The following is a 20,225-nucleotide window of genomic DNA, read 5'->3' as shown; positions in this document are numbered from 1 at the left end:
GACGTACTCATGAGTTATCTTGCCTTAGCGCGAAAATGGCGACCAACAAAATTTAATGAGGTAGTGGGGCAAGCACATGTCTTAACTGCACTAGAAAATGCGTTGGCCCAAAATAGATTGCACCATGCGTATTTATTCAGCGGTACACGTGGTGTCGGCAAGACGACGATTGGTCGCTTGTTTGCCAAGGGGTTAAACTGTGAAACAGGTATTACGGCCACACCTTGTGGCCAATGTGATACTTGCCGAGAGATTGACCAAGGCCGTTTTGTTGATCTTTTAGAAATAGATGCGGCATCACGAACCAAAGTCGAAGATACGCGCGAATTACTTGATAACGTGCAGTACAAGCCTGCTCGCGGTCGCTTCAAGGTGTACTTAATCGATGAAGTTCACATGCTGTCGCGCCACAGTTTTAACGCTTTGCTTAAAACGTTGGAAGAGCCGCCTGAGTATGTGAAATTCTTGCTCGCTACGACAGATCCGCAAAAGCTGCCGGTTACGATTTTATCGCGCTGCTTACAGTTTCATCTTAAGCCGATCAGTGTTGAAAATATCCACGATCAGCTTGAGCATGTTTTAGCGGCAGAGCAGATCCCTTGTGAAGCGAGAGCATTAAGAATGATCGCTCATGCTGCCGATGGCAGTATGCGTGATGCACTTAGCTTAACTGATCAAGCGATAGCACTAGGTAATAACCAGGTGATGGCCGATGTAGTCGCCCCAATGCTTGGCACGCTAGACACAGATCAAGCACTCCATTTACTGCAAGCCATTAGCAGTAAACAGCCTCAAACGGCGATGGATAGCGTTGCACATTTAGCACAAAATGGTGTGGATTGGGATGGATTACTACAACAACTCGCTGCGCAGTTGCACCGTATTGCGATGTATCAAGCGTTGCCTGCAACACTGGATAAAACCCAACCTGACTCAGAGAAAGTGCAACTGCTTAGCAAAGCACTGAGCCCACAAGATGTGCAGCTCTATTATCAAATTGCTTTAAAAGGGCGTGAAGATTTAGCACTTTCGCCAACCGCTCGAACGGGGCTGGAAATGATTGTGCTACGCATGATGGCGTTTCGTCCTGCTTCTGTATCGTTGGTGAATACGTTCAGTACTGAAGTGAGTTCAGATGTGGCAGTGCCAAGCCACGGCACTCCTTCACTACAACCCGCATCAGCGGCAACGCCTCTAACTGAACCTAAGCAAACGTCGGTGGCTCCTGTATCGGACAGTCAGGTTAATGAGCCACAAAGGCATGAGGATACTCAGCCTGATTATGGCATCGTTCAAGATTACGATAACCGTTATGCGGATATGAATGATGACATGTCCAGTGCAATGGAATATGCCCCAGAATCGTATGAGCCTGCACCAGTTCCTCAACCACCGGCACCTTCTTCAGCTCCACGTCCCTCACCGATTGCAGGGCTGCGACACCAGTTGCGTTCACAGCGCCAAGGGGTTGCTCAGTCAGCAAAAGGAGTGAATGAAACAAAGAGCAACGAGACAAAAAAGCCTAATGCGGCATCGACTAAATCTGAATCTGTGCTTGAGCGTGTTGCCTCGCATGGAAAATCAGCTCGAGTGTCGCCTTTGTCAACATCCGCTCCTGAAGCCGCCCCAACCTTGGACAACGAGCCTTATCAGTGGCGTCCAACGCTGCAACCTGTGGTGGTTGAACAACAAAAAACAGAGCTGACACCAACACAAATTAAGCAAGCGCTAGAACATATTAAAACGCCAGAGATGGCAGAAAAGTTACTTGCAGAATCGATAGAACAAGATGAGTGGGCAGCTCTGATCCACCAGCTCGATATTGCCAAGTTAGTGGAACAATTAGCACTTAATTCTGTCTACCACAAATCGGGCTCATCAATTGAGCTAGTGCTGCGGCCAAGTCAGGCCCATCTTAATACCGATAAAGCACAAAGCGAGTTGTTAGAAGCGCTCGATGAGAGATTAGCTGAAGAGTGCCACCTTAGCGTGACAATTGGTGAGCAAGGTGAGACTCCATTGGAGCTTAGAGAGCGTCTTTACCAACTCAAATTAGAGCAAGCATTGAACAGCTTGGAGGCCGACCCTCACGTAATGTTCTTCAAGCGACGTTTTGATGCGGAACTTGATCGCGACAGTGTGCGGCCGATTTAATCAATTAAGCGAGTGTGGGGTTGAATCTATATGTTATGACCCCACCTTATGTGAAACACTCAATTCAACCAGAGAGATAAACATGTTTGGTAAAGGCGGTATGGGCAACCTAATGAAGCAAGCCCAACAAATGCAAGAGCGCATGCAAAAGCTACAAGAAGAAATTGCGAATATGGAAGTGGTTGGTGAGTCTGGTGCTGGTCTGGTAAAAGTGACCATTACTGGTAGCCACAGCGTACGCCGTGTAGAGATTGATGAAAGCTTAATGGAAGACGACAAAGAGATGCTAGAAGATCTGATTGCCGCCGCTTTCAATGATGCTGCGCGCCGCGTGGAAGAGACTCAAAAAGAAAAAATGGCTTCTGTCACTGGTGGCATGCAATTACCACCAGGTATGAAAATGCCGTTTTAACGAACGACCTTTTTAACAAACAAAATAGGTTACTAATGCGTACCAGTCATATGCTGGAGCATTTGATGGAGGCCTTACGTTGTCTGCCTGGGGTGGGTCCCAAGTCAGCGCAGCGTATGGCCTTTCATTTGTTACAGCGCGATAGAAAAGGCGGCTTACAGCTCGCCGATGCTTTAAGCCAAGCCATGACAGAAATTGGACATTGCAGTGAATGTCGAACTTTCACTGAAGAAGAAACTTGTCATATTTGTAGCAACCCTAAACGGCAGGATAACGGCCAACTCTGTGTAGTCGAAAGCCCTGCTGATATTGCGGCCATTGAAGCTACAGGCCAATATTCTGGACGTTATTTTGTGCTGATGGGGCACTTATCACCTTTAGATGGTATCGGCCCGAGTGATATTGGTTTAGATACGCTGGATTACCGTTTGCAACGTGGTGGCATTGCCGAAGTCATTCTTGCCACTAACCCAACCGTTGAAGGGGAAGCCACCGCGCACTACATTGCGGAATTATGTCGCGCCCATCAAGTCTCTGCGAGCCGTATTGCTCATGGTGTGCCTGTTGGCGGTGAGCTTGAGCTTGTTGATGGCACGACGCTATCACATTCTTTGCTTGGCAGACAAAAGCTGTAGCACCTTTCGAATCATTGCCCTAGCTGCTGGGGCAATTTTGAGTGACGCCATTAATTAATGGCAAACAAAGCAGTGCCATCAAGTGATTTTTTCGAGTTCGGTAATGTTGCTCAAAGCTTCTTGGTTCGTGTTGCCACAGACCATCGGGCAAGGCTTAAATTCGTGGCATACTTTTGGACGTTCAGGCTTACCAAATAACTTGCACAAATTAGCGTCATTAAGTTGAATGCAACGTACACCTGCTGGCTTTCCTTGCTCCATACCCGGGATGGAGGAAGAAATACTAGGGGCGATACAACACGCACCACAACCAAGTCTGCATTCCATAATTGAGTACCAGTAAAAAGAAAAGGGTGACGATCCTAGCAGATGTGACCGAAGTGTACAGCAATAGCTTCCTAAATTAACCAGCCGTTTTTATCCTTGAACTTTGGTTGGTGTGGAGGTATAACACGCACCCCATTCGTTAAGTAAGATAGAGACTCATGAACACACCATTCTGGCAAAATAAGAAATTAGAACAAATGACGGAATCGGAGTGGGAGTCGCTTTGTGATGGATGCGGTAAGTGTTGCTTACACAAGTTAATGGATGAAGATAGTGATGAGGTCTATTACACCAATGTCGCTTGCAGTTGGTTAAACAGCGATACCTGCTCATGCAAGGATTATCCAAACCGTTTCAATTCTGGTGAGGAGTGCTTAAAACTGACGCGTGATAAAATTGATGAATTTAACTGGTTGCCGGATACGTGTGCCTATCGTGTACTGTCAGAAGGCAAAACATTGCCGCAATGGCATCCTTTGATTACCGGCTCCAAAGAGGCGATGCACGCCGCGCAAGAAAGTGTTCGCAACAAAGTCGTTTATGAGATTGATGTTATCGACTGGGAGGACCACATCATCAATCATCCAAACCGCAATTAATATCCAATAGAAATCTAAAAAATTAGAGAAGCAGTAACAAACCTCCTACTGTTGCCGCGGCGGAAAAATATTTCCCTGCGGAATAGGAGCTATCATCTTCTTCTGGTTTTTTATCTGGATGATCTAATCCCAAAGCACCATGAGCAAATGATTCCACTTTGCCAGTCACGGTTTTCTCTTTGTTTTCTAACTTACTCTCTTTGTCGAGTTGTTGCAGCGCTGCGAGCAAGGCTTTGCCTTCATCAGACAAAGTGACGGTATTCTGCTCCACTTTGAGCGGGGCAGAGGGGGGGGATGCCGCTGTAGAATTTGCTTGAGCCTTAACTTGCTGGAGTGAATGCAGTTGCGCTGAGCTTGTCCCTACCGGTGTCATACTTCTCTCCTATAAATGCCATCAGTTAATGTATCGACAGATTTATGAAAAACTTGTGCAAAAAATTCGCAATTTGTATGAAGTATGTACAAGCAAAAAACGCGCCTACTTTATATGAAAAGAATAAGCAGGCCCGTTATTCACCGCTAATTAGTCGCAAGTGAGATCTGTATTGCGATTCTTTATCTGTTGATAGGCTTGCATGCGATGCTCTGCTTGAACATAGGCGGTGGGAATTGGCAGTACAGTGAGTTGGAAATCAGGGTACGATGCCTGGGTATCCTCTACGGGCGTGATGATGGCAATCTTTAAATCAGGATTTCGACTAAGGATAGAATGCGCCGTGCCTAAACCCTGCTCGGTGTGGAACTTACCTGCGATGTGCATCACCTGAGCTGTCGGGTGGTTTTGTAAATAATCCACCATGCTTTCTGCCATTGTTTCATCCCAAGCGACCTGAGCTGCGTACTGTTTTTCAGTTTGCTCTTTTGAACCGTGGTGCATTGATTCCATGAACTTCGCTTTGTAGGGAGAGGTTGAGGTGTCAATTTGGTGTGCAACCTGAGCCCGCTCTACTGGCGTTAATTTATCAAGGTATTTGATCCCTACTTTGCCGATACAACGTACGAAAGGTTTAGGCGCATTAGCGGCAATGACATCCAACTGCTGTGATTTTGCAAATTCAACCAGTGGGCGGTAGTCACTTTGGTAGTTTGGCCACGCTCTGGTCTGAGAAATAAGGTATTGTTCGCCGATTTCTCCTGCTAGATAGCGGTTCAGTATCTCTTGTTCATCGCGTGAAAATTGTTCCATAGACAAGGCTACATGGGTGTTTTCGCGGCTGAGTTGTGCCAATAGCTCGGTTTGGAAGCGATGAATGGCTGGGTGTGTATGCCACTCACCGACTAAAATGATATCGGCATTTTTTATCTCATTCGGCAGCGAATTGAGATTCAATGGTTTGCCGCTAGGGGTAGATAATTGGTAGTCATAAAAGTGAGCAATGGGCTTCGGCTGGTGCGAAGCACAGCCAAAAAGTGGTAATAGTAGAGCCAGAGAAGTAACTAAGCGCATGAGTGTCTCCATTTTGAATTTGGCATAATAATGGAGACACTGTGGATTTGCAATATAATGAGAATTATTATCAACTAACTTTGCGATAAACGCTGATCATAAAATCGGCCTCACAATTAAATTGCTCAGCTTGCTTTAATTGCGCTCTTAGCTCATCACTGGCCCGCCATGCAAACGGCGTCATCTGTAATAAATCAAAAGCATCGTTACCGCTTAATGCCATGGTGTAGTGCAGTTTTTGTTGCTCTACTAATGTAAACCCAGCTATCTCTTCTGCGGTTTCATCATGCAGTTGAACATTAGGATAGATCCCTTCTTTTAACTGATAGAGGTGCCTTGCCGCGGGTGTAACGGTAATCACCACTCCTTGCTTTTTAATGCAGCGGTAAAGCTCTTGTGCTTTACAGGGCGCATAAATTCGTAATATACCGGCTAGGGAAACATCGTCAAAGGGCAAGCTGTGGCTGGAGGCAACGACAAAGTTGACCATAGGGTAGCGCTTTGCTGCATAACGGACGGCGATTTTAGAGATATCTAACCCATAGGTGACCGATTGTGTCGAGTGTTGTGCAAGCGTTTGAGCGACAAATTGGGTGTAGTAACCTTCGCCGCAGCCGATGTCTAAAAACTGATAAGAAGAATCTTGCAGATACTTACTGCACAACTGAGCGACCGTCTGACGCATCAGATCGTAATGTCCACCTTCAAGAAAACGGCGACGAGCTTGCATCATCTCTTTATTATCACCCGGATCTTTTGAGCGTTTATGATGTGCAGGCATCAAATTGACGTAGCCCTCTTTGGCTATATCAAATTGATGATTATTTTCACATTTCAATATTTGCTGCTGTTGCAACAGAGGTTGCTGGCAAAGGGGGCACAGATACGCCATGAAAATCTCGCTTGAAAAACAAAGGCGCCAGTTTAGCGTCTGCGGCTAGAAATAAAAAGGACAGCGTGATTTCACTGCCCTCAGCATGAGTATGATGACGGAAAATTCGCCAAAAAAGCTTAGTTGGAAAAAACCGTCGTGACGAGCTGATGGCTTTCACCTGGTTGCAAGGTTTTTCCTGCGGACAAGCAAGGGGCATGCAGTGTAGATTCAACACACAGCATCGTTTGATAACCATCGTCAGGCATATCTGCCATTGATTGAGCGCCTTGAGCCCATGGGTTCCACAAGACGGCAGAGTTGTGTCCAGTGTTTTCAACCACTAACGTGCGATTCAAAACAGGATCTTGGACCTGAATTTGTGCTTCAGGCGCGGTATAGACGCGATCAATCGTATCGGTGAGGACCAGTGTTGAACCACCTTGACACATTTTTGCATCTTGTAAGCTGTCTATATATTCAACGCCCATACCTGTAGTAGTGGTCTGGGTAATATTACCAACCTTGAGGTAGCTGTGCAGCGCTGCAGAAAACGTCCATGCTTTCTCATCCGTATTGGTCGTTTCTAAAGTGACTTTTAACTTGTCACCGATTTCAACATAAAGACGGGTTTGGAATTGAAATGGCCAAATAGCCAGTGTTTGGGGCGAATGGTCGAGCCCTAGCACGATAATGACGCCCTGCTCGTTTTCTCTATGTTCAATCAATGCCCATTCACTGGTGCGTGCGAAACCATGGGCTGGTGCAGCAATACGGCCAAACCATGGCCAACAAACAGGGATCCCGCCTCTTAGAGCGGCTTTACCGTCAAAAATGGCCGTGTCACTCATCCAAATGAGCTCATCTTGTCCTTTAGGAGTGAATGAGATGACATGGCCGCCATGCAGTGTAATTCCGGCGGTCGCTTTGTCATGAATAACGCGAACAATTTTAACGCCCTCTTTCTCAACGATGGTGACGTTGTCAGAAAGATAAGTCAGGGTAGGGAGAGATTGCAGATCCATAAATTCGATACCTCATACCATTCCTACCGGATAAATAAGTGAGGAACGGCTCGGATTGTCTAACGCAGTCCCATTAATGGAAGGGACAGATACTAAAAAGGCGACACAATGGCCGCCTTTTTGTTCTCAACGAATTTCTTCGCTAAACACTACGATTATTTAGAAACGTGAGCGATTAGGTCTAGAACTTTGTTTGAGTAACCGATTTCGTTGTCGTACCAAGATACAACTTTAACGAATTTGTCAGTTAGTGCGATACCAGCTTTAGCATCGAATACAGATGTGTTGATCTCGCCGATGAAGTCTTGAGAAACAACTGCATCTTCAGTGTAACCTAGAACGCCAGCGAATTCGTTTTCAGAAGCGCGCTTCATTTCAGCACAAATTTCTGCGTAAGATGCTGGGTTTTGTAGGTTAACAGTTAGGTCAACTACAGAAACGTTCGCTGTAGGTACGCGGAAAGCCATACCAGTCAGTTTGCCGTTTAGTTCTGGGATTACAACGCCAACCGCTTTAGCTGCGCCAGTTGAAGATGGGATGATGTTTTGAGAAGCACCACGACCACCACGCCAGTCTTTCGCAGAAGGACCATCTACAGTTTTTTGAGTCGCTGTAGTTGCGTGAACAGTAGTCATAAGACCAGACTCGATGCCCCACTTGTCGTTAAGAACTTTAGCGATAGGTGCTAGGCAGTTTGTAGTACAAGAAGCGTTAGAAACGATGTCTTGGCCAGCGTAAGAAGCGTGGTTAACACCCATTACGAACATTGGAGTCGCGTCTTTTGAAGGACCAGTTAGAACAACTTTTTTCGCGCCAGCAGTGATGTGCTTACGAGCGGTTGCATCGTCTAGGAATAGACCTGTTGCTTCAGCAACTACGTCAACACCGATTGCATCCCATTTTAGATCTTCTGGGTTACGCTCAGCTGTTACACGTACAGTTTTGCCGTTTACAACTAGGTTGCCAGCTTCTACTTCAACAGTACCGTTGAAACGGCCATGAGTTGAGTCATACTTTAACATGTATGCCATATAATCTACGTCGATAAGGTCGTTAATACCTACAACTTCGATGTCGTTGCGCTCTTGCGCTGCACGGAATACGAAACGACCGATACGGCCAAAACCGTTAATACCTACTTTGATAGTCATTATAGTTGCTCCACAACTTAATTTCTGATTAAAGATAACTGGTAGTAAAATTACAGAATCCAGTAAATGTCTGCAACAGATAATCGGACTTAACTTGTTTAAAGTCAAAAAAAAGCGTCGCTTTTTTTCACAATTAATCGTAAGTGATTAAATTTTAAACTTTATACCGCTTCTGTTTACTTTCAGTTGGCGTAAAATACTTTAGCCTTCTAAGGCAGTTAGAAATTACATACCTACCATTTCATGGTGAGAAAGTATGTGCTACAAAGAGTGGAGTATGCAAGTTTTTGGCATAAAAAGTACCAGCGCAATATTGAGAAGAAGGGAAGTTTTGTAAGTGAAATCGAAGATTGAGAATAATGTTAAACCTGATGAATACTGGCGTGAAAGACTAACGGATGATGAGTTTTATGTTTGCCGTCAACGCGGTACAGAAGCCCCGTTTAGTGGCAAGTTATTACACAATCGTGACACAGGTGTGTACGCGTGTACCTGTTGCAGCAGCCCGTTATTTGTCTCCAACAATAAGTATGATTCGGGGTGTGGTTGGCCAAGTTTTGATGCACCGATCAATGATATTGCAATCCGCTATCTTGAAGATTTAACGCATGGAATGATTCGAACTGAGATCCGTTGTGCGGTGTGTGATAGCCATCTAGGGCATGTTTTTCCTGATGGCCCTCAAACAACAGGTGAACGATTTTGTGTCAATTCAGTGTCGTTAATTTTCAACAAAAAGTGAAAAAGCGGTGAACTTATCACCGCTCTTTGTTTTATGATTACATTTTGTTAGTTGGCAAAGTCGAGAGGAATGAGCTCTGGTTTAAACTGTCCATTTTTGATCGCGTCAACGATTTTTTCGGCGATATCGTCGAGCGCATCAAATTTTTCTTGATCAAACCCATACAGCAATTTGAGTTCAGTTTCTGAAGCGACCGGCACATTGAATGTTTTTCCTACCATCGCCCAAATGTAAGCTTTTTCTTTCTGTTTGAGAATTTGGTTGGTACTGGCAAGAGATTTTATAGCATCAAGATTGATACTGCCTTTTGGGCTGAGTTCTAAGGTTCGATGGAGCAAATAGATTGCTTTTTCTCGATCCCGTTGAACATAAAAAGTAGCGAGAGCGTATTGCATTTCTGCTGTATCTAGCTCGGGTTTACCTTCACGTTGTAAGAATTTTCTTTGTGCACTTTTATCACCAATCTGACTCCAGAGAAAGTATAAGGTTTCCGCGGAGCTGGATGACTGAAGCTCTTTTTCAATCTGCTCTAAATCTTTCCCTGTATTGACGAGTGCTGAAAATCGACGTTGTTTGAGTTCCGTTTGATCAATCGCTTGAATTTGTGAAGCGAGCTCGAGACATTTTCGATAAGCTTGAACTAATCCGTATTCTTTAATCTTGTTGCTATCGCTTGGATTTTTAAGTACTTCAAATCGATGCCAGATGAGGTCCGTACGTGGAACTCTACATTGCCCATCATTTATATTGAGCCTTTCACAGCGCAAATTAGGATTATCAGCACATAGCTTGTCGGTATCTCTGTTATTCTCAAAGCAGCCACTTATAAGAAGTGATAGGCTGAGAATCATGGGCACTTTTATCAAATTCATAATATTAGCTTGTGATCAAATACACTTATTTATTGGGCTTGTCTTGACTCAATATCATGGCAAGTTATGTTTGTGACGAATTCGTTAATTAAGGATAGACCATGGATGCCGATCAACTCATTAACGCCATCACCCCCGAAGCTTACAAGCGATTAATGCACGCTGTTGAAACGGGTAAGTGGCCCGAAGGTACACCACTTTCACAAACACAGCGAGATTCATGCATGCAAGCTGTGATGTTGTATCAATCTAAGCATAATGTAGAAGCGGACCATATGACAGTTGCCGCCGGTGGAGAAATCAGTTTTAAGTCAAAAAATGAGCTTAAAAAGCGCTTTCAAAACGGACAAGACGATATTGTTCGAGTCAATCCAAACCACGAATGAGTCTATTTGACTTGTACAGAATACAAAAATCCCCAATTCATTGAGTTGGGGATTTTGTTAATGAAGGGAAAATATATTGTGGGTGCTTAAAGCTATAAGCTCATTTCACCACGTAATACTTCCTGCATTTTCTGCTTCACTTCTTCATAAGAAAGATTCTGGCTCAGTAAATAGTGAAGCTTGGCTAAAGCGGCTTCGGGTGTCATGTCGTAGCCGCTGATCACGCCTGCTTCTGCAAGGGCACAGCCTGTCGCGTAACCCCCCATGTTGACTTTACCTGCTAAGCATTGAGTTAAGTTCATGACGATCACGCCACGTTCTGAGGCTTCTTTTAAATGCGCTAATAGTTGCGCATTTTGAGGTGCATTTCCCACACCAAAAGTCAGCAAAATCATCGCGTTGACTGGCTGTAATAAGGTATTGCGGATCACTTCGTGAGAGATGCCAGGGTACATGGTAATCACACCGATCGGTTGTGGTGTAATGTTATGGACTCGGAAGGCTCCTTGCGGCTGTTCGCCAACTTTAACGTTACTGCTGATTTGAATATTGATCCCAGCTTCTAACAGCGGAGGAAGGTTCGGCGAGGTAAACGCATTAAAACCATCGGCGTGTGATTTGACACTGCGGTTACCCCGCATCAACTGATTATTGAAGAATAACGTCACTTCATTGATGGGGTAATTAGCGGCGATGTGCAACGCATTAAGTAAATTCGCTTGTCCGTCAGAGCGCAATTCGGCCAACGGAATTTGTGAGCCTGTCACAATGACGGGTTTACCCAAGTTTTCCAACATGAAAGAGAGTGCCGATGCCGTGTAAGCCATGGTATCCGTACCATGTAAAATCACAAAGCCATCGTATTTATCATAATTATCTCGAATATCGTTGGCGATTTGTTGCCAATCTTCAGGCGTCATGTCTGAGGAGTCAATCAGAGGGTCATATTCATGAATGGTGAACTCAGGCATTTCAGGGCGCTGAAATTCAGGCATACTTGCGAGTTGTTTTTCCATGAAGCCCGCAATAGGGACATAACCATGGTCGGATTTTAGCATGCCGATAGTACCGCCAGTGTAGGCGATGTAGATATGTTTTCTTGCCATAGCTAGAAATCACTCGTGTAGGGGAACAGAGCGGGGGATTATAGCGTATTCACTTAATATAAAAAGGGGCGCTCAACACAAAGCACCCCAATGGTTTTTAGTCATTACAGATTGATATTGCTACTGAACTTGGCAGTTTAGGCAGAACGCATATTGCCCTTTCGGATCATTAAAATGGTTGAGTAAGCTGGCATCTTGCACCCATTGTTTTGCTACAGGTTGCAGCGACGCAGGCACTAGCGTTGATACATCAAAACCGAAGCGAACTTGCACTTGATTCATGATGTCTTGCAAGAATTGCTCAGCGGGTGAGAGGGGTTCTTCTACCCAATAAATATTGTAGGTCTCTAATTTTGCCAGTTGTGCTGCGAGCTTAATGGCATCATCAAAGTCACCCATTTGGTCGACTAAGCCATGAACCATGGCATCTTGTCCTGTCCATACGCGGCCTTGCGCGACCTGATCGACTTGTGCCAATGAAAGGCCACGGTTCTCTCCCACCAAACTGATGAAACGCTGGTAACCATGGTTAATGCCCAGTTGCAGAGCGTCGGCTACGCCTTTTGTTAGCCCTGTGGTGACACCGACACCAGAAAAAGGTGAGGTTCCTACGCCATCGGTATAAACCCCTAATTTATTGAGTCCTTTTTCGAATGTGGTGATAACACTAAAAATACCAATTGAACCGGTTAACGTGGTTGGCTGCGCGACAATTTTATCCGCACTCATTGAAATCCAATAACCGCCAGACGCTGCAAGGCTCGACATTGAGACGACAACCGGTTTGCCTGCGTCTTTTAACGCTTGAATTTCATTACGAATAACTTCGGAGGCAAAGGCACTGCCTCCTGGGCTGTCCACACGCAATACGACGGCTTTGACTTTATCATCGTTACGCGCTTGGCGAAGTAATGCGGCGGTGGTATCACCACCGACTGTGCCTCGTGGGTGATCTCCATCCATGATGGTACCACTAGCCACGATCACGGCTACATCGTCCATATCAGCGTTAAACTGTGGCCTAATGGTGGCTTGATATTCGTAGTAGCCTACGGCGTTGTAGCTATCTTCTCCATTGCTGCCAAATGTTTCGGCGAGCGATAGGCGCATTTGTTGGCGAGTGGCCAATTCATCTACTAACCCTAATTTTAATGATAAAGCAGCGAGATCACCCTCGGTCGCTTTTAATTGCGTCAGAAATTCATCCATTGATGGGTTTAACGTTTTCCCGTCAATCTTACGGTTGGTCGCTACGTCATCAACGTACGCTCCCCACAACTGCGTTAACCAGCGAGAGGCGGACTCTTTTGCCGCGTCGGACATATCGTCACGAATAAATGGCTCAATGGCTGATTTATAAGTGCCGACACGGAAAACGTGCGTATTGACATCCAGCTTTTCCAACAAAGTTTTGTAGTACATCGAATAGGCACTGTAGCCTTTTAGCATGACTGCGCCATCCGGTGCCAAATAGACTTTATCGGCGTAGCTTGCCAAGTAATATTGGCTTTGATTATAGAAATCTCCCACCGCGTAGATGGGTTTGCCCGTGGCTTTAAATTCGTTCAACGCTTTAGCAATGTAACGTAGCTTAGTGAGGTTGGTTTCAGGCATTTCTCCAAGAGCGAGCACAATGCCTGTGATTTTCGCATCGTCTTTCGCATGGCGAATGGTCTCTACCACATCAAATAATACATTTTCTTTGGGCAAGTCTTTGCCAAAAAATGAACCAGTCATTGAATCCATCGGATTGATGTAAGAACTCTGTTCAACAATCGGTCCCGATAAGTTCATTACTAATGCGGACTCTTTTTCTATGGTAGGCAGGGGAGAATCGGCATGCACATACAAGAAATAAATCAGTGCAATACTGAGCAAAAAGAACAGGTTGGTTAAGGCTAAACGAATAAAGGTAATGATTTTCCAAAAACCTTTAAATATCAAACCGATAAATCGAAATAGTGATTTCATTGTTTCTCCACTGCGGCTATTCGCAAGCGTGTTTAAATGAATCAAGGGATTAACCTTGAGATATTAATGGCTTACATCCTACGTGATCTAGTATACCCAAACAACCGCAAGATTGATCGGTGTTACAAAAATGTAAACACTTGTTTGATTTTTTTTGTGGGCAATAATATTCTGGTCAGACCATAACGCATAATTATAAAAGTGAAGTCGCCATGTACCCACATCTGTTAGAGCCTTTGGATTTAGGATTTACTCAGTTACGCAACCGTGTATTGATGGGATCAATGCACACGGGATTAGAAGAGCACAAGGAAGGGCTCCATAAGCTGGCCGCTTTTTATGAAGAGCGTGCAAAAGGTGGGGTTGGGCTGATTGTGACGGGCGGGTTTTCGCCTAATTTGCGCGGTCGACTTCACCCTTTCAGTGCCGAATTTAGCAAGGCAAAACATGCGCGTGCACACCAAGTTGTAACTGAGGCAGTGCATCGCCAAGGTGGAAAAATCGCCTTGCAATTGCTGCACGCAGGCCGATACGCAATGCACCCTTTTGCTCAAAGTGCTTCGGCGATTAAAGCACCTATTGCGCGTTTTGCACCGAGTGAAATGAGTGCCCGTCAGATAAAAAAAACCATTGATGCCTTTGCCAGTAGTGCTGAATTAGCTCACCTTGCAGGATACGATGGTGTGGAAGTGATGGGCTCGGAAGGGTATTTGATCAACCAATTTATCTGTAAACGTACCAACATGCGTTACGACGATTGGGGCGGTAGCTACGAAAATCGTATCCGTTTACCCATTGAGATAGTGAAAGCGATTCGCGCAGTGGTTGGTAAAGAGTTCATCATCATTTTCCGCCTTTCAATGCTGGATTTAGTCGAAGAGGGCAGTACTTTTGAAGAGGTTTTAATGCTCGCTAAGGCACTTGAACAAGCTGGCGTGACCATTATCAATACGGGCATCGGTTGGCATGAAGCGCGCGTTCCAACGATAGCGACTCAAGTACCCCGTGCTGCTTTTACTTGGGTAACGGAAAAAATCCGCCCACATCTTTCTGTGCCCGTCGTGACCTGTAATCGCATCAACACTCCAGAAGAAGCAGAAAAAATATTAGCAACGGGTCAAGCGGATATGGTGTCGATGGCGCGTCCGTTTCTTGCCGATCCAGAATTTGTTGCCAAAGCCGAGCAAGGAAAAGCTGCGCTGATCAATACGTGTATCGGCTGTAACCAAGCTTGTTTAGATAACGTATTTAAAGGCAAACGAGCCAGTTGTCTCGTCAATCCGCGGGCCTGCTATGAAACGGAAATGGTTATTCGCCCAGCAGCCCAGCCGAAAAAAATGGCGGTGATTGGCGCAGGTCCGGCGGGGCTTGCTTGTGCGACTACATTGGCTGAGCGTGGGCATCATGTTGATCTGTTTGAAAAAAATGATCGCATTGGTGGTCAGTTCCGTTTGGCGATGCAAATTCCCGGCAAAGAAGAGTTTCGAGAAACCATTCGCTACTTTGCAAATCGTATTGATCAAACCGGTGTACATCTGCATTTAGATACTGACATCAATTTTGAGATGCTCGAACCGTACGATGAAGTGGTGATGGCGTCGGGTGTCGAGCCGAGAAAAGTAAAAATTGATGGTATTGATAACCTAGAAAAGGTGGTGGATTACCAAACGCTGATCCGTGAAAAAACACCCGTTGGCGAAAAAGTCGCGATTGTTGGTGCTGGCGGAATTGGTGTCGACGTCGCCACTATGTTGACTGAGCCGACAGAGCATACGCTTGATGATTGGCTGCATGATTGGGGCATCGATAAAGAGATTGCTTATCCCGGAGGTTTGTACCCATTTCCCGATTGTATGAGTGAAAAAACGGTGTGGCTATTGCAGCGTCGCAAAGGACGAGTAGGTAAAGGCCCCGGTAAGACCACAGGTTGGATCCATAAACGCACCTTAGAAAAGCGTGGAGTGAATATACTGGGTGGTGTCGGTTATGAAAAAATTGCCGCTGACGGTTTACATATCACGCTTGACGGTAATCCTTTGCTGTTAGACGCCGATAAAATTGTGATTTGTGCTGGGCAAGAATCGGTACGTCCTTTTGAAGATAAATGGGCATCATTGGGTGAGAAGATGCATGTGATTGGTGGTGCCGATTATGCTGGTGAGCTTGATGCTGTGCGTGCGATTCGTCAAGGGGTAGAGCTGGCGATTAAGTTATAATCTATGGTCCAAGCTAGTCGGTGGTGTTATCACTTGGAGTGATCAGCCAGCAATCGTAAAACAACAAAAGGCGCAAATCGCGCCTTTTGTCTTTCCTATGTTCGTGAAGAACACTCTTCGCTTTGCTATAAAATGACCGTTTTGTTGCCATAAACAAAAACGTGATCGTTGATGACTTTGTTCAAGGCTTTACTCAGCACATTTTTCTCAACATCCCGTCCAGCTTGCGCCATGTTTTGCGCGCTGAATGTGTGATCAACCGGGATCACATCTTGCTTAATAATCGGGCCTTCATCTAAATCATTAGTGACAAAGTGCGCCGTCGCACCAATGATTTTTACACCGCGCTCGTATGCTTGCTGGTAAGGTTTTGCACCAATGAATGCCGGTAAAAAGCTGTGGTGAATATTAATAATTTTGTGATGGTACTTATCGACAAAACCAGGAGTGAGTACCCGCATGTATTTGGCGAGGACCAAATAGTCGGCGTGATATTGGTCCAGCACTTCTAACAATTTCTGCTCATGTTCCTCGCGGTTTAGCCCTTCATGAGAAACATGGTGATACGGGATATCAAACTTTTCGGTCAGATTTTGCAGCGTATCGTAATTGCCAATCACTGCAGCAATATCGACATCCAAGCTGCCATCATAATTCTTAATCAAAATATCGCCCAAGCAATGTGCTTCTTTAGTCACCAAAATAACGATGCGTTTGCGCGAAGAATCAATCAGTTTACGCTTTGCGTGTGCAGGCAAGGCTTGGTCAAGGTCGGCTAGAAGGGTGGTGTCGTTAAAGTAGCCTTCCAATTCAGTACGCATAAAAAAGTGACCACTGATGTTATCAACATACTCATTGTTATGAATAATATTGAGTTGATGTTTATAACAAATGTTCGTGATTTTAGAGATAAGTCCAGGCGCATCACTACAATGAGTGAGCAGTGTTTTTCTTTCCATTATTAATTACTTCCGTGCATGATTTTTTTCGTTCTAAAAACTAATTCGTGAGCGTGTGAACGGTGAGGCGCCCCGCAATATAAGGGCTATAATTAATCTATTATTAAGTTGGTTTCAATATATAAACGGGTTCACCGTTAGGCTTTTACTAATTTTCTTCCTCACAGAGTGTCTTAAGGCGGTATTTATGGATAGAGAACTCCTCGCACGAAAGCTGTATATGGAAAGAGTGAGTGCATTGATGGGAGACCATCAAATTGACGAAATCATTTTGGAAGACATGTGGGAGAACCGAGCGTCACCCGCCGAGGCGGCAAAAGCAATGACCCAAACGGAGAATGGGTACGAAGGACCAGCTTGGTTATCTCGTTACCTCAATCGCAAATAGAACACACCTAACTGGCGCGGGTTGCACTTGGATTCGCGCCAGCTCATCAAACCTGACATAATGCCCCGCAACGAACACTTACCTCCACTTTTTGATGATTGCAAAAACCTTCTCTTCACAAGGCGCATTAGGTAAAGCCATTGCCGGTTTTCAAGCGCGGCAGGCGCAAATTGACATGGCTGAAGCGGTCGCTAAGGCGATTTCCCAACAATCGCAATTAGTGGTTGAAGCAGGGACTGGTACAGGCAAAACCTTTGCGTATCTGGTGCCTGCGCTGCTCAGTGGTAAAAAAGTCATTATCAGTACGGGTTCTAAAAACCTACAAGAGCAGCTTTTTCATCGTGATTTACCCTTGATGATTGATGCGCTCGGTTTCTATGGCAATGTTGCGCTATTAAAAGGTCGAGCAAACTATCTGTGCCTTGATAGGCTAAGCCGCCAAATGGTGGAAAGCCACACCAACCAATCTGATCCACAGCTATTGACTCAATTGGTGAAAGTGCGTCGTTGGTCATCGGAAACCAAAAGCGGTGATTTAGGCGAATGTGAAGAGTTGCCTGAAGACAGTGCTGTCATTCCAACCATCACCTCAACCAACGACAATTGCCTTGGCAAAGAGTGCCCAAGTTACGTCGACTGTTTTGTCTCTAAAGCGCGCAAAAAGGCGATGGATGCCGACGTTGTCGTGGTCAACCATCACCTTTTTCTAGCCGATCTGGCGATCAAAGAAACCGGGTTTGGTGAGTTGATCCCCGAAGCCGAGGTCTTTATCTTCGACGAAGCGCATCAGTTACCGGATATCGCCAGCCAATATTTTGGTCAATCAGTCTCCAGTCGCCAAGTCCAAGAGCTGGCGAAAGATATTGAAATCGGCTATCGCACTGAAGCAAAAGATATGCGCCAATTGCAGAAAGTGGGCGATAAACTGGTGCAGTCAGCGATGGATTTACGCATTGTGTTGGGTGAACCCAGTTTTCGAGGCAACTGGCGTGAGGCGTTAGCTTCACCATCGATTTCGCGAGAATTAGCGCGTTTGCGAGACAGCTTAGATTTTGCTATCGATGTGTTAAAACTCGCGTTAGGTCGCAGCCAGTTATTGGATACCGCATTTGAGCGCGCCAACTTAATCAAAGGACGAATTGATCGAGTGTGTGATGTCTCTATTACTGGTTATTCCTATTGGTATGACACCACGCCGCGTCATTTTAGTTTACACATCACCCCACTTTCGGTGGCCGATAAATTTCACGAACAGGTGCAACAAAAGCAGGGCGCATGGATTTTCACCTCCGCTACTTTGGCCGTAAACGACGATTTTAGCCATTTCACTCAGCGTTTAGGACTAAAGCCCCAAGCTCAGTTTTCATTGCCAAGCCCGTTTGACTATCAGCAGCAGGCGCGGCTGTGTGTACCACGCTATTTACCTGAACCCAATAGCCCAGGCCTTGCCGATAAATTGGTGCGTATTTTGTCGCCAGTGATTGAGCAAAACCAAGGCCGCTGCTTCTTTTTGTGTACTTCCCACAGCATGATGCGCGAGTTAGGTGAACGTTTTCGAGAAGTGTTAACCGTGCCAGTGCTGATGCAAGGGGAGACGAGTAAACAAAAAACGTTGGCCGAATTTATGGAATTAGGTAATGCCTTATTGGTCGCGACAGGGGCGTTTTGGGAAGGGATAGATGTTAGAGGTGACGCATTAAGCTGTGTTATTATCGACAAACTTCCATTTACCGCACCGGATGATCCGCTGTTGAAAGCGCGAATTGAAGATTGCCGAATGCGCGGTGGGGATCCATTTGCGCAAGTACAACTACCCGATGCCGTCATCACCTTAAAACAAGGGGTCGGGCGTTTGATCCGCGATAAACATGACAAAGGTGTACTGATCATTTGTGATAACCGTTTAGTCACCCGTGACTACGGTGGGCTATTTCTTGCCAGTTTACCGCCCATTCCACGTACGCGGGATTTGGACAAAGTAAAAGATTTCTTAAGTCAAATTTCAGTCACGACACCCGTAACTATTAACAACAATTAGAGACAGTAATGAGCGCAAAGATCCTTGCCTTAGACACAGCAACAGAGAACTGTTCTGTTGCTTTAATGATGAACGGCAAACTGTACGTTCGCAGTGAAGTTGCCCCTCGCGATCACACCAAGAAAATTCTACCCATGGTGGATTCCGTCCTCAAAGAAGCGGGCATCACCTTACAGGAACTAGACGCGCTAGCCTTTGGCCGTGGTCCGGGCAGTTTTACCGGAGTACGGATTGGCATTGGAATTGCACAAGGTTTAGCATTCGGCGCTGATTTACCTATGATAGGTATTTCGACCCTGGCAGCGATGGCGCAAGGCAGCTATCGTTTACAGGGTTACCAGCAGGTGGCGTGTGCAATTGACGCCAGAATGAGTGAGATTTACTGGGGTCGTTATACACGTCAAGAAGATGGCTCTTGGCAAGAGATAGATGCAGAGTGCGTCATTGCTCCTAATACTCTTGCTGAGCAAATCAAAGCTGACAGCATCACTTGGGGCTGCGCTGGAACGGGTTGGGCGGCTTATAAAGAAGAGTTAGATACGTTGCCTATCTCGTGTCAAATGGGGGAAGTATTGTACCCAGATGCACAGGATATGGTGTTTCTTGCTCAGTATGAGTTTGCTAAAGGAAACACGCTAACAGTCGAAGAGTCGAGCCCTGTTTACCTGCGTGATAACGTGGCTTGGAAGAAGTTACCGGGCCGAGAATAATCAGTGAAAGGCAAGGCGTTGCATTCGTCTTGCTCTAATTGTATCGAGAAAACCCCCAGCTAGGCTGGGGGTTCCGTAAAGCTTACAGCTATAAGTCAGTTATATAACCCCTTTCAATTTGATAAAAACGTCTTGTGGTCTGGCAACTGCAAGAGTTAATTAAGAATTGAAAGGGGGTCCCAATGGGGGACGAAAAGAGCTTAGCGCACACGCGAT

General features: G+C 45.5%; 20 protein-coding genes. 10 read left to right on the top strand and 10 right to left on the bottom strand.

Annotation, left to right across the window (positions count from 1 at the left end; translation table 11 throughout):
- Positions 1 to 9 precede the first annotated feature (9 nt).
- The 3 genes from dnaX to recR all read left to right on the top strand — a co-directional run bounded on the left by dnaX (position 10) and on the right by recR (position 3,201).
- Positions 10 to 2,154 (top strand): DNA polymerase III subunit gamma/tau, encoded by a 2,145-nt coding sequence (gene dnaX / locus AACT18_RS06720; protein ID WP_094125882.1) that lies wholly within the window; start codon positions 10 to 12, stop codon positions 2,152 to 2,154.
- Between the two features lie 82 nt (positions 2,155 to 2,236).
- A complete protein-coding gene (locus AACT18_RS06715) occupies positions 2,237 to 2,566 on the top strand; it encodes a YbaB/EbfC family nucleoid-associated protein (RefSeq protein ID WP_013857237.1) in 330 nt (109 codons plus the stop codon).
- A 35-nt stretch (positions 2,567 to 2,601) separates the two neighbouring features.
- Complete coding sequence (gene recR, locus AACT18_RS06710) at positions 2,602 to 3,201, top strand: recombination mediator RecR (RefSeq protein WP_013857236.1); 600 nt, start codon at positions 2,602 to 2,604, stop codon at positions 3,199 to 3,201.
- Between the two features lie 78 nt (positions 3,202 to 3,279).
- Here the strand turns inward: recR and AACT18_RS06705 are convergent, their stop codons facing one another.
- On the bottom strand, positions 3,280 to 3,528 hold the full coding sequence (locus AACT18_RS06705; protein ID WP_013857235.1) for a YkgJ family cysteine cluster protein: 249 nt from the start codon (positions 3,526 to 3,528) through the stop codon (positions 3,280 to 3,282).
- 158 nt (positions 3,529 to 3,686) lie between these two features.
- Here AACT18_RS06705 and AACT18_RS06700 point away from each other — a divergent pair, with 158 nt between their 5' ends.
- Positions 3,687 to 4,127: a YcgN family cysteine cluster protein gene (locus AACT18_RS06700; RefSeq protein ID WP_017047805.1), complete on the top strand. Its 441-nt coding sequence runs from the start codon at positions 3,687 to 3,689 to the stop codon at positions 4,125 to 4,127.
- Positions 4,128 to 4,149: 22 nt separating this feature from the next.
- On the opposite strand, the gene AACT18_RS06695 is transcribed toward AACT18_RS06700, so the two are convergent.
- From AACT18_RS06695 to gap, 5 genes are all read right to left on the bottom strand, one after another.
- Positions 4,150 to 4,500: a hypothetical protein gene (locus tag AACT18_RS06695; RefSeq protein WP_017044563.1), complete on the bottom strand. Its 351-nt coding sequence runs from the start codon at positions 4,498 to 4,500 to the stop codon at positions 4,150 to 4,152.
- Between the two features lie 150 nt (positions 4,501 to 4,650).
- Positions 4,651 to 5,574 carry a ChaN family lipoprotein gene (locus AACT18_RS06690; RefSeq protein ID WP_217898001.1) on the bottom strand — a complete coding sequence of 308 codons (924 nt, stop codon included), beginning with the start codon at positions 5,572 to 5,574 and terminating at the stop codon, positions 4,651 to 4,653.
- A 70-nt stretch (positions 5,575 to 5,644) separates the two neighbouring features.
- The gene (rlmA, locus tag AACT18_RS06685) at positions 5,645 to 6,466 is read right to left on the bottom strand and encodes a 23S rRNA (guanine(745)-N(1))-methyltransferase (protein ID WP_094125884.1); all 822 of its coding nucleotides are present in this window, start codon (positions 6,464 to 6,466) and stop codon (positions 5,645 to 5,647) included.
- A gap of 119 nt (positions 6,467 to 6,585) precedes the next feature.
- Entirely contained in the window at positions 6,586 to 7,470 is an 885-nt protein-coding gene (locus AACT18_RS06680) for a D-hexose-6-phosphate mutarotase (RefSeq protein WP_094125885.1), read from the bottom strand.
- Positions 7,471 to 7,625: 155 nt separating this feature from the next.
- Positions 7,626 to 8,621, bottom strand: a complete 996-nt coding sequence (gene gap, locus AACT18_RS06675) for a type I glyceraldehyde-3-phosphate dehydrogenase (protein ID WP_010317219.1) — start codon at positions 8,619 to 8,621, stop codon at positions 7,626 to 7,628.
- A 337-nt stretch (positions 8,622 to 8,958) separates the two neighbouring features.
- Between gap and msrB the strand changes: the two genes are divergently transcribed.
- The gene (gene msrB / locus AACT18_RS06670) at positions 8,959 to 9,363 is read left to right on the top strand and encodes a peptide-methionine (R)-S-oxide reductase MsrB (RefSeq protein ID WP_094125717.1); all 405 of its coding nucleotides are present in this window, start codon (positions 8,959 to 8,961) and stop codon (positions 9,361 to 9,363) included.
- A gap of 47 nt (positions 9,364 to 9,410) precedes the next feature.
- Here msrB and AACT18_RS06665 read toward each other — a convergent pair whose 3' ends face one another.
- Complete coding sequence (locus AACT18_RS06665) at positions 9,411 to 10,235, bottom strand: DUF2989 domain-containing protein (RefSeq protein WP_013857227.1); 825 nt, start codon at positions 10,233 to 10,235, stop codon at positions 9,411 to 9,413.
- A gap of 101 nt (positions 10,236 to 10,336) precedes the next feature.
- Between AACT18_RS06665 and AACT18_RS06660 the strand changes: the two genes are divergently transcribed.
- Complete coding sequence (locus tag AACT18_RS06660) at positions 10,337 to 10,621, top strand: YeaC family protein (protein WP_013857226.1); 285 nt, start codon at positions 10,337 to 10,339, stop codon at positions 10,619 to 10,621.
- Between the two features lie 92 nt (positions 10,622 to 10,713).
- Here the strand turns inward: AACT18_RS06660 and ansA are convergent, their stop codons facing one another.
- Together ansA and sppA are read right to left on the bottom strand one after the other, a co-directional pair.
- Positions 10,714 to 11,727 carry an asparaginase gene (gene ansA, locus AACT18_RS06655; protein ID WP_017044568.1) on the bottom strand — a complete coding sequence of 338 codons (1,014 nt, stop codon included), beginning with the start codon at positions 11,725 to 11,727 and terminating at the stop codon, positions 10,714 to 10,716.
- A 120-nt stretch (positions 11,728 to 11,847) separates the two neighbouring features.
- Positions 11,848 to 13,698, bottom strand: a complete 1,851-nt coding sequence (gene sppA, locus AACT18_RS06650; RefSeq protein WP_094125716.1) for a signal peptide peptidase SppA — start codon at positions 13,696 to 13,698, stop codon at positions 11,848 to 11,850.
- Positions 13,699 to 13,910: 212 nt separating this feature from the next.
- Here sppA and AACT18_RS06645 point away from each other — a divergent pair, with 212 nt between their 5' ends.
- Positions 13,911 to 15,914 carry an NADPH-dependent 2,4-dienoyl-CoA reductase gene (locus AACT18_RS06645; protein ID WP_094125715.1) on the top strand — a complete coding sequence of 668 codons (2,004 nt, stop codon included), beginning with the start codon at positions 13,911 to 13,913 and terminating at the stop codon, positions 15,912 to 15,914.
- Between the two features lie 125 nt (positions 15,915 to 16,039).
- Here the strand turns inward: AACT18_RS06645 and purU are convergent, their stop codons facing one another.
- Positions 16,040 to 16,873, bottom strand: a complete 834-nt coding sequence (purU, locus tag AACT18_RS06640) for a formyltetrahydrofolate deformylase (protein ID WP_010317194.1) — start codon at positions 16,871 to 16,873, stop codon at positions 16,040 to 16,042.
- Positions 16,874 to 17,060: 187 nt separating this feature from the next.
- Between purU and AACT18_RS06635 the strand changes: the two genes are divergently transcribed.
- The 3 genes from AACT18_RS06635 to tsaB all read left to right on the top strand — a co-directional run bounded on the left by AACT18_RS06635 (position 17,061) and on the right by tsaB (position 20,009).
- Positions 17,061 to 17,261 (top strand): hypothetical protein, encoded by a 201-nt coding sequence (locus AACT18_RS06635; RefSeq protein WP_013857222.1) that lies wholly within the window; start codon positions 17,061 to 17,063, stop codon positions 17,259 to 17,261.
- 94 nt (positions 17,262 to 17,355) lie between these two features.
- Positions 17,356 to 19,299, top strand: a complete 1,944-nt coding sequence (locus tag AACT18_RS06630) for an ATP-dependent DNA helicase (protein ID WP_038170106.1) — start codon at positions 17,356 to 17,358, stop codon at positions 19,297 to 19,299.
- 8 nt (positions 19,300 to 19,307) lie between these two features.
- On the top strand, positions 19,308 to 20,009 hold the full coding sequence (gene tsaB, locus AACT18_RS06625) for a tRNA (adenosine(37)-N6)-threonylcarbamoyltransferase complex dimerization subunit type 1 TsaB (RefSeq protein ID WP_017047797.1): 702 nt from the start codon (positions 19,308 to 19,310) through the stop codon (positions 20,007 to 20,009).
- Positions 20,010 to 20,225: the final 216 nt, after the last annotated feature.

Source organism: Vibrio sp. V04_P4A5T148, from assembly GCF_963875605.1.
Classification (GTDB): domain Bacteria; phylum Pseudomonadota; class Gammaproteobacteria; order Enterobacterales; family Vibrionaceae; genus Vibrio; species Vibrio anguillarum.
The sequence above is the reverse complement of the archived record's forward strand: the minus strand, read 5'-3'. Positions and strand labels throughout refer to the sequence as shown.

Excerpts from the sequence above, each read along its gene's own strand:
- AACT18_RS06635 (WP_013857222.1), top strand. The coding sequence starts at position 17,061 with ATGGATAGAGAACTCCTCGCACGAAAGCTGTATATGGAAAGAGTGAGT.
- AACT18_RS06665 (WP_013857227.1), bottom strand. The coding sequence starts at position 10,235 with ATGAATTTGATAAAAGTGCCCATGATTCTCAGCCTATCACTTCTTATA.
- AACT18_RS06695 (WP_017044563.1), bottom strand. The coding sequence starts at position 4,500 with ATGACACCGGTAGGGACAAGCTCAGCGCAACTGCATTCACTCCAGCAA.
- AACT18_RS06690 (WP_217898001.1), bottom strand. The coding sequence starts at position 5,574 with ATGCGCTTAGTTACTTCTCTGGCTCTACTATTACCACTTTTTGGCTGT.
- AACT18_RS06645 (WP_094125715.1), top strand. The coding sequence starts at position 13,911 with ATGTACCCACATCTGTTAGAGCCTTTGGATTTAGGATTTACTCAGTTA.
- rlmA (WP_094125884.1), bottom strand. The coding sequence starts at position 6,466 with ATGGCGTATCTGTGCCCCCTTTGCCAGCAACCTCTGTTGCAACAGCAG.
- ansA (WP_017044568.1), bottom strand. The coding sequence starts at position 11,727 with ATGGCAAGAAAACATATCTACATCGCCTACACTGGCGGTACTATCGGC.
- tsaB (WP_017047797.1), top strand. The coding sequence starts at position 19,308 with ATGAGCGCAAAGATCCTTGCCTTAGACACAGCAACAGAGAACTGTTCT.
- purU (WP_010317194.1), bottom strand. The coding sequence starts at position 16,873 with ATGGAAAGAAAAACACTGCTCACTCATTGTAGTGATGCGCCTGGACTT.
- AACT18_RS06660 (WP_013857226.1), top strand. The coding sequence starts at position 10,337 with ATGGATGCCGATCAACTCATTAACGCCATCACCCCCGAAGCTTACAAG.
- AACT18_RS06680 (WP_094125885.1), bottom strand. The coding sequence starts at position 7,470 with ATGGATCTGCAATCTCTCCCTACCCTGACTTATCTTTCTGACAACGTC.
- gap (WP_010317219.1), bottom strand. The coding sequence starts at position 8,621 with ATGACTATCAAAGTAGGTATTAACGGTTTTGGCCGTATCGGTCGTTTC.
- AACT18_RS06630 (WP_038170106.1), top strand. The coding sequence starts at position 17,356 with ATGATTGCAAAAACCTTCTCTTCACAAGGCGCATTAGGTAAAGCCATT.
- sppA (WP_094125716.1), bottom strand. The coding sequence starts at position 13,698 with ATGAAATCACTATTTCGATTTATCGGTTTGATATTTAAAGGTTTTTGG.
- AACT18_RS06705 (WP_013857235.1), bottom strand. The coding sequence starts at position 3,528 with ATGGAATGCAGACTTGGTTGTGGTGCGTGTTGTATCGCCCCTAGTATT.
- recR (WP_013857236.1), top strand. The coding sequence starts at position 2,602 with ATGCGTACCAGTCATATGCTGGAGCATTTGATGGAGGCCTTACGTTGT.
- dnaX (WP_094125882.1), top strand. The coding sequence starts at position 10 with ATGAGTTATCTTGCCTTAGCGCGAAAATGGCGACCAACAAAATTTAAT.
- AACT18_RS06700 (WP_017047805.1), top strand. The coding sequence starts at position 3,687 with ATGAACACACCATTCTGGCAAAATAAGAAATTAGAACAAATGACGGAA.
- AACT18_RS06715 (WP_013857237.1), top strand. The coding sequence starts at position 2,237 with ATGTTTGGTAAAGGCGGTATGGGCAACCTAATGAAGCAAGCCCAACAA.